The organism is Syntrophomonas sp. (assembly GCF_028707975.1).
GTDB lineage: Bacteria > Bacillota > Syntrophomonadia > Syntrophomonadales > Syntrophomonadaceae > Syntrophomonas.
Genome location: NZ_JAQVZX010000003.1, coordinates 44,212 through 56,403, shown reverse-complemented (window position 1 = coordinate 56,403; position 12,192 = coordinate 44,212). Strand labels below are relative to the sequence as shown.

General features: G+C 45.7%; 9 protein-coding genes. 3 read left to right on the top strand and 6 right to left on the bottom strand.

What is annotated here, in order from left to right; translation table 11 throughout:
* Positions 1-406: 406 nt before the first annotated feature.
* A complete protein-coding gene (gene fabG / locus PHP87_RS01010; protein WP_299917382.1) occupies positions 407-1,168 on the top strand; it encodes an SDR family NAD(P)-dependent oxidoreductase in 762 nt (253 codons plus the stop codon).
* A 31-nt stretch (positions 1,169-1,199) separates the two neighbouring features.
* Here the strand turns inward: fabG and PHP87_RS01005 are convergent, their stop codons facing one another.
* The 5 genes from PHP87_RS01005 to PHP87_RS00985 form a co-directional block, all read right to left on the bottom strand.
* A complete protein-coding gene (locus tag PHP87_RS01005; protein WP_299917380.1) occupies positions 1,200-3,512 on the bottom strand; it encodes a glycosyltransferase in 2,313 nt (770 codons plus the stop codon).
* An 81-nt stretch (positions 3,513-3,593) separates the two neighbouring features.
* Positions 3,594-3,944, bottom strand: coding sequence for a spore germination protein GerW family protein (locus tag PHP87_RS01000; RefSeq protein ID WP_299917379.1), 351 nt, complete (start codon positions 3,942-3,944; stop codon positions 3,594-3,596).
* A 342-nt stretch (positions 3,945-4,286) separates the two neighbouring features.
* On the bottom strand, positions 4,287-4,931 hold the full coding sequence (locus tag PHP87_RS00995) for a hypothetical protein (protein ID WP_299917377.1): 645 nt from the start codon (positions 4,929-4,931) through the stop codon (positions 4,287-4,289).
* A 95-nt stretch (positions 4,932-5,026) separates the two neighbouring features.
* Complete coding sequence (locus PHP87_RS00990) at positions 5,027-5,677, bottom strand: hemolysin III family protein (protein WP_299917406.1); 651 nt, start codon at positions 5,675-5,677, stop codon at positions 5,027-5,029.
* Between the two features lie 273 nt (positions 5,678-5,950).
* Positions 5,951-7,147: an MFS transporter gene (locus PHP87_RS00985; protein WP_299917376.1), complete on the bottom strand. Its 1,197-nt coding sequence runs from the start codon at positions 7,145-7,147 to the stop codon at positions 5,951-5,953.
* A 515-nt stretch (positions 7,148-7,662) separates the two neighbouring features.
* On the opposite strand from PHP87_RS00985, the gene PHP87_RS00980 reads away from it, so the two are divergent.
* Positions 7,663-8,508 (top strand): DegV family protein, encoded by an 846-nt coding sequence (locus PHP87_RS00980; RefSeq protein ID WP_299917375.1) that lies wholly within the window; start codon positions 7,663-7,665, stop codon positions 8,506-8,508.
* 62 nt (positions 8,509-8,570) lie between these two features.
* Here the strand turns inward: PHP87_RS00980 and PHP87_RS00975 are convergent, their stop codons facing one another.
* A complete protein-coding gene (locus PHP87_RS00975) occupies positions 8,571-9,626 on the bottom strand; it encodes a glycosyltransferase family 4 protein (RefSeq protein ID WP_299917374.1) in 1,056 nt (351 codons plus the stop codon).
* A gap of 457 nt (positions 9,627-10,083) precedes the next feature.
* Here PHP87_RS00975 and PHP87_RS00970 point away from each other — a divergent pair, with 457 nt between their 5' ends.
* Positions 10,084-11,682, top strand: a complete 1,599-nt coding sequence (locus tag PHP87_RS00970) for a DEAD/DEAH box helicase (protein ID WP_299917372.1) — start codon at positions 10,084-10,086, stop codon at positions 11,680-11,682.
* The last annotated feature ends 510 nt before the right edge of the window (positions 11,683-12,192 follow it).

Below are 12,192 nucleotides of genomic sequence, written 5' to 3'. Positions count from 1 at the left end.
TTTTAACCGGCTATCAAATATACTAACCCCCCATGCCCGCAACCTTAATAGCGACCGCAGGGAGCATCAGTAGTGCCCGAAGGGTGCAACCTTAATAGCGACCGCAGGGAGCATCAGTAGTGCCCGACAGGGCGGAGGACACAACCACCGGTGGAAAGTTGAGGCATTGTTGAAACGGGGGTATTTGGACGCTGCAACCATAATAGTGACACCCGCAGGGTGGAACATCAGGAGTATCCACAGGGGGCTTTACGCAGATTTGTTATGATTAATATCAACGTTAATCTGCGCCCGCAGGGCCTGTGTCCTTCTGCGTCTCTAAACCCCATTTTTTTATTAACGACACAGAAGAACCGTCCCCTTATGCGGTTGTGCGTGGAAAATTTTCTTTCAGGGAGGTCTGGTTTTGTTTCCCGAAAGCAACGAACTAGAAGCTTATATTTGCCTGATAGCTGGCGGCAGCCGCGGGATTGGTGCCGCTATTGCTCGGGCTGTCGCTGCCAGGGGAGCGCACGTGATCATTAATTACAGGTCTTCAGAATTGGAGGCCCTGCGCCTGGCGCGCGAGTTGAGAGAGAAAGGCGCCGGGGTCCTGGCCATAAGAGCAGATTTAAGCCGGGAGAATGAAGTGGAACGGATGTTTACCCGCATAGAAGCCGAGATGGGAAATGTAAATGCCATGGTTTATAATGCGGGCATTTCCCAAAGAGGATTGCTGATTGAAAGCAGCGAGGAACAGTGGGATCGAGTTATGAATACCAACTTGAAAGGTGCTTTTCTTTGTAGTCGCCGAGCACTTCCCTACATGATTAGAGAACGTTTTGGCAGAATAATCAATATCGCTTCTGTATTGGGAATAACTGGTGCATCCTATGAATCCATATATTCTTCCGCCAAGGGAGGCTTAATTGCTCTTACCCGCTCGCTGGCTCAGGAAGTTGGACCATCGGGAATTACTGTAAATGCTATTGCCCCCGGGCCAATCTTTACAGATATGTTGCGCGAGGAACTGGATGAAGAGGAAATGGCTGATCTTACCCGGGAGATACCAGTTGGCCGGTTGGGTTGTCCGGAAGATGTCGCTGCCGCCTGTGTTTTTTTACTGGGACGGGAGGCTTCATTTATCAACGGCCATATACTTTCGCTTGATGGTGGATGGAGACCATAAACGCTGCCAGGCACTTAAGTTGTTAAAGTTATTAATAGGGGAATACCTGGGCAGTGACCAGAAGCAGTATTAGTGTAGTTGTGATGATATTTACTACTTTTTTCTGGCTGGTTCTACTCTGTATTTTACGGATAATTTGGACCAGGCCATAAGCAAGCAGGATGAGGGCACAAATAAGCAGGGGCATAATGTAGCGGGTAGCCAGATAGAATACATATCGTTTGTTAAATAAAGGCATTATGAGTACTCCCCCCAGGAGTAGCCACAACGGGAGGCTCTTTTTTTCTTTAATTGAAAAAAAACCCCCGGTGCCAATCAAAAATAGGGATAGAATAAAGAGGGGATGAAGACTATACTGCCAAAGCTCTCCATAGTTCCGGTAAATAGAAGTAACTGAGCGAATCAATTCAACTAATAGCTGGGCCATATTATGCAAGTAGGAATCAATACTCAGATTCTGCTCCAGAGCATAGGATTTGTTGCTTAGCCATTTGAAACTCCCTCCATAAGATAGCAAGTTATAGTAAATCATATTGAAGTAGCCAAAGAGGAAAGAGAAAGCAGCTACCAGGTACCAACGGAATGGTATAGCAAAATTCCGAAAAGTGACAGCCAAATAGACCACTACTACCAACAGGTAAATAATTACAGAAGAGTGGGTCTGCAAGGTGGCGGCCCATAAAAAGGCGGCCAGAACTAAAAGTCTACCGCTTTTCTTTTGTTCAGACTTGAGCGTCAACAGCAGAGCAAGGGTAAAGAAGAAGGGGGTGGTGCAGTTGGCCCAGGCCATGTGGCTAAGTAATATATGCATTCCGTTGGTCAGCAAAAAAAGAGCGGCAATTAACCCGCTGCTCTCACCAAATAAATGCTTCCCCAGCCGGTATACCAAATAGACAGAGAGGGAGGAAGTAATAGCAACATAGAACCGGGGCCAGTAGATATTAGGCCCCATAATTTTAAAAATAGCGGCCAGAATGTAGTTGTGCATAGCCCCGATATCATGGGCGGCGTTATGAAGAGGCCAGGCCTGCCCGCTATAAATAAGATAAGCCAGTTGAACTTCTTTTAATTCATCAATAAATCGGGGAAACTCCCATAACCAGGGAAGACGAATAGCCAAGGCCATCAGGATTAGACTCATAGCTAGAAAGATCGGTTTCCAGGACCATTGGACAGCTGGCAAATCGTAACGGTTGCTCATTAATGCTATTTTCAAGCATAATACATCCCGAGCCATTTGCAGGGGAGTCAGTATACGGTTTACGCTGCTACCCGGGCAGTCTAAAGCCTCAACCACTTGTTCGCATATTTCCAGGTTCAGAAACCTGGCCAGAACCAGGAGTTCAACATCAAAAGCGAAACCCTTCAAGCGTTGCCGGGTAAACAACTTTCGGGCAGCTTCCCGTTGAAAGCCTTTCAAACCACATTGAGAATCAGCGATACCTGGAAGCAAAAGAAATTGAACCAGGCGGTTGAAGCCTCGGCCCATTAAACCCCGCAGCTGTGACTCGCCCTCTAGCCGAGCGCCTGCTGAAAAGTTGCGCCGGGCTATAACTATTTGTGAGCCTGATCGGAGCTTTTGTACCATTTGCTCTATATGCTTTGGAGTAAAGGTATGGTCTGCATCAGTATATAGCAGGTATTCCCCGCGGGCTGCCAGCATTCCGGTTTGCACTGCCTTGCCCTTGCCCTGGTTGCAATCATAACCCAGGCAGCGGATACAAGGCTTCTTCTCTGCCAGGGAACGGGCGATTTGTCCGGTATGGTCATTGCTCCCATCATCAACTACGATAATTTCCACGGGAAAAAGCCCAGGCAGCAAAGAAGCCAGCTCTTGCAGGCGAGCCGGGAGCCTCTTGCTTTCATTGAAGGCGGGGATGATCACGCTGGTCAATCCAGGTACATAATCCTCGCTAAAGCTGACCTTGGCGCTCTTTTCCCGGATAAAGACCCAGTTGCGGTAAGCCCAAAAATTCCACCCGGCGGATAATATGGTTCCCAGTACCTTGGCGGCATTAAGGTAAAGGTAAGAAGTTGTATGAACCTGGCTGAGAAGCGAGGATAGTAAAAAGATGGAAGTAGTATTTATGGCGGCTCCGGCCAGGGAAGCCAGCAAAAAACGCTGGAACTGAAGCCGGCCCTTCCCTCCGGAAGAGGCAAAAGTCCAATGGCGATTCAGGAAGAAACTGTTGATTACTGCTAAAGAAACTGATAATAAGTTTATGAAACTTATGGTTAAAGTATCTGTGGCTCCCCATAGCCAGATAAGCAGGTTGAATACTCCAAAATCCACCAGGGTATTGAGCAACCCGGTAACAGCGAAACGAAATAATTGAAGCAGCAAGTGCAAAACCTCTTTTAACACCAAAGTGGATTTAGTATTTGCACTTACCGGAAAATTATTGCATCATTAATTGCAGTTTCCTCATTCCTTGGGTTTCTTATGGGGGATTCTATCAATTAATTCCGGTACCATTTCCACGATTTTGTCAACATATCCCCGGTTGGAAAGGGGTAAAACGCTGACTTCCTCATTCCTTACTACTATTACTGCGGTTGGAGTTATTTTGCCGCCGGCTCCCCCTCCCCCGCCACTGCCATCAGAACCTTTGGCATCCTTCCCGCTACCTGCTCCGGTACCGGCGCCAAAACTGATACTAATGACCGGGATAAGGGAAACATTGCCAACCTGCATGGCTTCCCCGAAGACGGTTTCAGTTTTGAAGAATCTGTCCAGTTGTTCAAAAAGGGTAGCGATGTTTTGATTGACATCCATTAATATGCCTCCTGTCTATAATTTTATTGATCTTATTGCAGTCAACTCGCATGTGTTGCTCATGGGAAGCGCCCTGTCGGGCACAACTGATGTTCCCTACGGTCGCAATTAAGGGAGCTGAGCGGTATATTTATACAAGCCAATGAATATTAATGAATTTTTGCAGAAGAATCATTTATACAAAAACACGATTTACTTGAATGCTGGGGCTGTTCTTGTTTTTATCCGATGACTAACTCGCTCTAAGACTCCCGCCTCTATAGGCGGGAGTAAGAGCGACTAAGTCCCTGGATAAGTGCGACTAAGCTTCAGATGGAGTTAAAACTCCACCTGAAGCAAGTCTTACTTTATCTTTTGCTGTTTGCGGTCCCGGGACAATTCTATAAAAAACTTCCGGAATGGAGGACTGAACACAAATCCAAGCAAATGCCAGGCTACTACTGCCAGGGTAATAGAGCCTTTAAGAAAGGCTTCCATATCAAATTTCTCCTCATCCCAGACTGGTTCCAGTTCTATCCGGTAATGGGGCGAGTCTGAAGACAATAATAGTAGCAGTATATTGGCCCAGGAGGTATTGTGCGGTTCGTTAAACCCGTATTGCCCTTTGATTTGCAAGAGTTGGGGTTTGCCATGATGCCATAGCTTGCGGATAAGCTTCAATAATGGCTGGTAGGTTTTATTACGTAGTAAATTTCGCAGCAGGGTCAGGGGCGAAGAAGAGTCGGGTCTATATTTTTTGCTTTTGCTATCCTTGCTATCCCGGGTATCCTGGGGCAATGAACAGGAAATATTGAGGATACGCAATTTATAATCGAATTTACCGGCTGTTTTTTCCAGGGTAAGAAGAAAGAAAAATCCCTGCCCAATGGTGCCGTATAAGTTAAAGTTATTATGATTGGCAAAACCCAGTTCGTATTGTATGGGTGTAAATATGAATATTATAAAGGAGAAAGATAATACGAGCAAAAACAACAGCCATAAATTCATCCGCTATTACCTCCCTCCCCTTGAATAGCAGTTGGAATTATCTCCTCCCGCAGGGCTTTCTGCCCCGGTAAGCACCGGTTGTTTAAGGAATTAGCTTACAATACCATAACATACCTGAATACCAGCCAGAAATGTGATAAGCTGCCGCCCATTACAAAAAGGTGAAAAATTTCATGGAAGCCAAAAATGCGTGAACTTATATGGGGCCATTTGGTGGCATAGATAATAGCTCCCAGCGTATACAGAACCCCTCCTATAACCAGCCAGCTGATGCCGATGGCCGGAATAACCCGGGCAAGAGGGAATATGGCAATAATAACCAGCCAGCCCATGAGAAGATAAAAAAGGGTTGACAGCCAGCGGGGGGCGTTAAACCATAGTAATTTGAGCAATATTCCAATAAAGGCTAGAATCCATATCGCAATCAGTAATCCAGTTCCCCATTTACCCTGGAGGGCAACCAAACATATGGGTGTATAGGTTCCGGCAATGAGAACATAGATCATCATATGGTCAATTCGCCGGAGTATCATAGTAGTTTTCTCCGGGGCCAGTACCAGGTGATAAATGGCGCTGGCACTGTAGAGAAGTATCAGGCTGGCTCCAAAAATGGCTGCTGCCAGCAGGTAGCGAGCCCCGCCATAATTAGCTGCATGGCGAACCAGTACCACCAGTCCCCAAATAGATAAAAGAGCTCCCAGCAAATGGGTAAAACCACTAACCGGATCCTTAAAGGGAAGGGATATTCTGCTTTTGGATTCCAATATCTGCTCGGGTTTCGAGTCATGAGAATAAGCCAATGCGATTAAACCTCCTTTTGCTATGTGATAAAGCTTTTCCCGCTAATCCTTATGATACATATCAGAAGGACCGTCCCCAGGATATATTTTCTACTAATTATACTACCAATAACTGCAAAAAACCAATCGAAAGACCAAAGATATTATACTCAATACGGGTTTTTTTTATGGGTGTCTTGTGAATAAGGATTAGAATTAAGCTGGCGGAAGGCGAAAGCACTAGGATGGAATATCTTCCAGCTGTTCTTTTTCGATTCCAGGGATAAATAATGCGGCGCCCATATTGAGCAAGGCGATTGCGGCTGCGGCTACGAAAACCCACTGAAAACCATAGAGGGTCCAGATTATTCCGCCAGCAAAAGGAATCGTCATGGAAACGCCATGATCCAGGGTAGTTCCCAGGGATAGGGTGGGAGCTACATCATCCCGGGAATCGGCAATCCGGTTCAAATAAGTGCTGCGCGCCATAGTCACGGAGAAAAGAAGCTGGTCAATAATATAACATAACATTATGATAGCCAGGGCTATTCTAGTGGAGAACCAATAGAGGGAAAAACCATATAGAATGCATATCACTACCAGGATGCTAGATTCAAGGAAAATTACCAGGCGCTCGCCCCAGGCATCTATGGCTCTACCCAAGAGGGGGCGGAAACCCAGACTGATAACGGTTCCTACCAGTCCCAGCAAGGCAAAGGTCTGCACCTGAGTGTTGAAAACCTTTATTAATACCCAGGGGGCAAAGGTCATGAAGACCTGTTTGCGGGCACCAAAAAGTATGCTCAGGAGATAGTACAAGTTATATTTCTTTTTGAAAAGGAGGTAATGGGGAGGTCTCTTTATAGGTTTCGGGTCAAGCAAGTAGAGAAAAAGGGCGGCAATCAGGGCAAAAATTCCGGCAATACCAAAGATAACCCCGAAGGAAAAATGAAAGTGGGATACGCCCAGGTAAACTACCAGCATGCCACATAATGCTCCCGAAGCCTCCAGAGCACCTAATCGTCCCAACAGTCGGCCTTCCTGTCCCTGTATAGCCAGGCGCAGGGAGATGGAGGATTTTAATACCATGAAAAGATGGGCACCAGTACTCCAGAGCAGCATCCATAATACTACCATCCTCATGTTCGGGGCCAGAAAACCTTGTCCCCACAGTGATATTCCTACGATCAAGGCGGCCAGCATGGCTATCCTGCTATCAGCAAAAAAGGCCAGAGCAGTGAATACGAATACTACCAGGAAACCCGGCAATTCCCGGGGAAATTCCAATCCACCTCGGGCTACTGCCCCCACGTGGTGAACCTGGGCCAGGTAATTGTTAAAAGAGGGGTCATAAAGACCGCTGTAAAGACCCATCATAAAGACCGATACGGCAAAAAGGAAGAGCTGGTTGGCAAAGGCTTTTTTTAGTCGTGGCATATGAATCTGCTTTCTACAAAAAGTATCATAAATTCAATAAAGCTTATACCCTTGTTAACACTTCATCCGGCGAGCTTGGAGGCAGCACCCATGCCACCAGCGGCGACTCCCCCCAATTATGAGGAGGTTATTTTTCAATCATAATCACCCCTTACTGAAAATATTGGCTATGTTGTGTGTTTCCTATTGTACTCCAAGGTGGAAAGTGTGAATACCCCTGAACTATCTTCCCTCAAGGCGGAATTCCTTATTTATTCCCGTATCCTGGTAGCTTTTGGAGTTTACTTATGGCTTGATGCGAAGGAGAAAAAACGGTAAAATCTACTACTAGAAGTGATTTGATAGCTGGTTATTTCAAGCTTATTATATTTGATGTCACTGCAAAAAGTTATAGATATGCATTAGCGTGCATAAAAAGGAGTTTTTGCAGTGGAACCATATTTAGCTTTATGTAGCCCTTGCTGTTATGTTCTCAGCTATGGGGGGTTAGTATATTCTGGGGAGGGGGAGGTTTGATGCCAGGAATTAGAATTTATGCTGACAACGCCTGTGACCTGGATAAGGAATTTCTAGATGAATTAGGGGTTAAGCTTTTTTATATGCCAGTGACTATCAAGGAGCAGACTTACCGGGACAGGTTGACCATAAGCCCGCCCGAATTTTACCGTCTCATATCCGAGCCGGGAGTAGTACCAACCACCGCTCAGATTACTCCCCAAGAATTCAAGGCAGAATTTGAGAAAGTATTGCAAGAAAGCAATGATCAAATAATATACATTGCCTTTTCTTCGGGATTGAGCGGCACCTATCAATCTGCCTGCGTGGCCAGGGATATGCTGGATTCGCAGCGTATCCAGGTGTTTGATTCCAAAAGTGCATCGGTAGGCTACGCTCTGACCGTCATCAGGGCTGCCAGGGCGGTGGCGGCAGGGGAAAGCCTGGAACGAGTAGTGGCGGCCATTGAAGATAATATTCGGCGAATTGAGCATATTTTCATCGTGGGTAATTTTGATATGTTAAAAAGGGGAGGAAGAATTAGCAGCACTTCGGCAACTTTAGGAAACCTCCTTAATATAAAGTTGATTGCCCATTTTGTGGATGGAAGTATATTCCCCCTGGAAAAAGTTCATGGCTTGAAAAAAGCCAAGAAGAGAATGTTGGAAATAATGGCGGAGCGAGGGGTCAATCTTAAGGAGCAGCTTATTGGAATAAGCCACTCCAACGACTATCCGGGTGCTTTAGAGTTAAAGGAACTCGTTGAAGAGAGATTTGACTGCCATGAATTTGTAATATCCGAGATAGGAGCTGCCATTGGCGCCCATGTGGGAGCCGGGACTTATACGATTTTCTTCTTGCGATAGTAAAATATATCATCTCATTTTTCATTGGTGGTTGTGGCCTCCGGCCATGGGGGGTCAATAAGCTATTTACACCTGCCTGATAGGGAGGGAGTTCGAACCGAGAACTTTCCTCCTTTAATGATTTCTTGGTAAAGAGATAGATAGTCGCTTACCATTCTCTCCTGGCTGAAGTTTTTTTCCACCCAGTAACGACAATTGGCTCGTTTTATGCTATGAATACACTGTAGTTTTTCGCAGGCCATTTCCACATTATCCACCAGAAACCCGGTTTCCCCGTCTTTTATTACTTCCGGCATGGAGCCTTTATTAAAGGCGATTACAGGAGTACCGCAAGCCATGGCTTCAATTACGCTTAAACCAAAGGGTTCGTTAAAGTGAATAGGATGTAGCAAAGCCAGGGCATTGCCCAGCAACTCATCGCGCCTGGCTGGGCCTACCGACCCCAAATATATAATTTTTTTATTGTCTATGCGGGGATATATTTGCTGGTTAAAATATTGTTTGTCCTGAATAATCCCGGCTATGAGCAACTGCATATCGGATTTTCTAGCAATTTCAATAGCCTGAGCGGTACCTTTGTCTGGATGAATGCGGCCAAAATATAAAAGGTATGAACCAGCGTTAAGGTTCAAGGTAAGTTCATTTAAATCTATCCCATGGTAAACAGTGCCAACATAATCCAAATCAGGACTTCGGTCAGCGTTGCTTATAGAAACATAGCAATTGTCGCGATTATATTCCCGGTAGATGGGCAGTATTTTGGGGGAGGAAAAACCATGGATGGTGGTTATCATAGGTGTATCCACCAGGCGGCTGTATGACAGGGGCAGAAAATCATAGTTATTATGAATGAAATCGAACTTGTGAGCTTGTTCGAACAGATGGGCTATGTGCATGGCTTCCCATACCTTGGGATCCATATTGGGGTTTTCTTCGTAGGGGATAGGACAAACATATTCCAGATGGCCAGAGGTTTTGGAATCGCCAGTGGCAAAAAGAGTAACATCGATCCCCTTTTTAACCAGGCCTTCAGCTATTAGAGATACCACTCGTTCCCAGGGTCCATAATGACGGGGAGGAGTTCTCCAGGCAATAGGTGAGAGTAGTGCTACTTTCATTTCATATATCTCCTTATGTTTTATATTTTGGCCACAACCACCGATTAAAAGTGAGGAAACAACTAGTGCGAATTTTTTTGAGGCTGATTGGCGCGGATTTATTATGATTACGACCATTCCGCCCTCCGACGACTTTTCTAGAGCAGGTTCTCCTGCCTAAACTGCCTATACATCTTTTCTGATGCTCCCTGCGGTCGCTATTATGGTTGCACCTTGCGGGTACGCCTGATGCTCCCTGCGGTCGCTATTATGGTTGCTGAGCGGTATATCTATGCACACTAATGCATATTTATTACTTTTTGCAGTGACATCCTTATTTAGTTTTGCATTGCTTATCAATATTAGTATGGGCAGCAAGATGCTGGCATATTCTCGCCGGTAATACAGTTTCCTGGAACTTACAGTAAAAGTGTGATATATTTATATATAACCCGCTTGGAATTAAGGAGGAAGATTATTGAGTTCAGAAGATTTCTACAGCATGGGGCTGAAAACTGATCTTTTACAGATGATTGATGAAAAAGGCTTTGAAAAACCAACCCCCATTCAGATTAAAAGCATTCCGTTAGCCATGGCGGGATTGGATCTTATGGGACAGGCACAAACAGGAACCGGTAAAACCGCTTCCTTCGGTATACCGATATTAAATCAGGTTGCCAAAGGAGAGGGTCTGCAAGCCCTGGTAATTTGCCCCACCCGGGAATTGGCGGTGCAGGTTGCCGAGGAGATTTCCTCATTGAGTCGCCGTATGCGTATTCAGGTACTGGCGGTTTACGGGGGACAGTCGGTTGAGTTGCAATTGCGATCCTTGCGCCGAAACCCGGAAATAGTCGTAGGTACTCCGGGACGTTTGATGGATCATATGAATCGGGGATCGATTTTTTTGACCCCGTTGAGATATGTGGTTTTGGATGAAGCTGACGAAATGTTGGATATGGGGTTTTTACCAGATATTCAAAAAATCTTGAGCCAATGTCCCCAGGAGCGGCAGACTTTTCTGTTTTCTGCTACCCTGCCGGATGAAGTGCGCGAACTAGGAACGAAGTTCATGAAACAGCCGGAGATAATTCTTATTGAATCTCCCGAGCGTACGGTTCCGGAAATTGAACAGTATTATTACCAGGTTAATTCCCGGCGCAAAACAGAAACCTTGTGTCGCATTATTGATGCTCAGCAGCCACCAATAAGCTTGATATTCTGCCGCACCAAAAGGAATGCTGATGAACTGGCCAGGGTTCTTACTTCACGGGGTTATAATGCTGATGCCCTGCATGGAGATATGTCACAAAGAGAAAGAGATCATGTCATGCATGGTTTTCGTCAGGGCAATACCAGGATTCTGGTTGCCACCGACCTCGCAGCTCGGGGACTGGACATTGATCTGGTAACCCATGTTTTTAACTTTGATATACCGGAAGAGCTGGATTCTTATATTCACCGGATTGGCCGAACCGGAAGAGCTGGGCGCAGTGGTATTGCCATTACCCTGGTAGAGCCAGCGCAGATAAGATTGCTGCGCATGATTGAAAGGCATACCGGCAAAAGAATAGAACGTGCTCTTCTACCCACCCTGGCAGAGGCGGTGGAAAGAAGGCAGGAATTATTATTGGAGCGGGTTCTGAAAGCAAGTGCGGAACCGGGAGATCTTTGCTTGAGTCTGGCCGAAAAGCTAATGCAGCAGGGAGAACCTGGGAAGATCTTGGCTGCAGTGCTAAAACTTCTGATAGATGAAGAACCGGATTTTGAGATGGCAGATATACCGGAGAGCGATGATAGTATGGCACATTTGGAGTTGCCGGCAGGGCGTTTGCAAGGAATGCATCCTCGCCAGTTATTGGAATTTATTGCTGCTCATACTTCTTTAAGCCCTCAGCGGGTAGGGGATATTGAGATTAATCGGAACTCTACTTTTGTGGAGGTACCCATGGACTATATTCATGAAGTATATGAAGCCTTTGAAAAGTACCGGCGTAACCAAAAGAATAAGACTCGTCCTGGACGATTCCCCAAAGAGAAGAGAAAAATCATGGTAAAGCATGGAGGCAGATTAAATTAGCAAATTTACTTTGCTACAAAAACCTCTCTATTGAGAGTCTTGCATAATTAACTTTAGCGAAGCATCCGTTCAATATATAGTAGAATTATGAAGATGAAGACCCTATATATTGTGTTTCCAGAAGGCATCTTTACTGATTTTTTGAATTATGCAAAAGCCTCTATTGACTCCACTGCAAAAACCCTTTTTGTTGCATAAGGGTTGCATGAATATACAAAACGAGCGTTGGCGAAGGTGAAAGCGGGCGGTCGAAGACCGCCCTTACAATGCCCTTCGGTCGCTATTAAGGTTGTTGCGCCTGATTCGGAACGACACGGGGGTCGTTCCCTACATATCCTTCGGTCGCTTTCAAGGTTGCACCCTGTCGGGCACTTCTGATGCTCCCTTCGGTCGCTTTCAAGGTTGCACCCTGTCGGGCACTTCTGATGCTCCCTTCGGTCGCTTTCAAGGTTGCTGAGCGGTATATTTATGCAAACGAATGCATATTAATAACATTTTGCAGTGACATCC

Excerpts from the sequence above, each read along its gene's own strand:
- PHP87_RS01000 (WP_299917379.1), bottom strand. The coding sequence starts at position 3,944 with ATGGATGTCAATCAAAACATCGCTACCCTTTTTGAACAACTGGACAGA.
- PHP87_RS00995 (WP_299917377.1), bottom strand. The coding sequence starts at position 4,931 with ATGAATTTATGGCTGTTGTTTTTGCTCGTATTATCTTTCTCCTTTATA.
- PHP87_RS00985 (WP_299917376.1), bottom strand. The coding sequence starts at position 7,147 with ATGCCACGACTAAAAAAAGCCTTTGCCAACCAGCTCTTCCTTTTTGCC.
- PHP87_RS00980 (WP_299917375.1), top strand. The coding sequence starts at position 7,663 with ATGCCAGGAATTAGAATTTATGCTGACAACGCCTGTGACCTGGATAAG.
- PHP87_RS00975 (WP_299917374.1), bottom strand. The coding sequence starts at position 9,626 with ATGAAAGTAGCACTACTCTCACCTATTGCCTGGAGAACTCCTCCCCGT.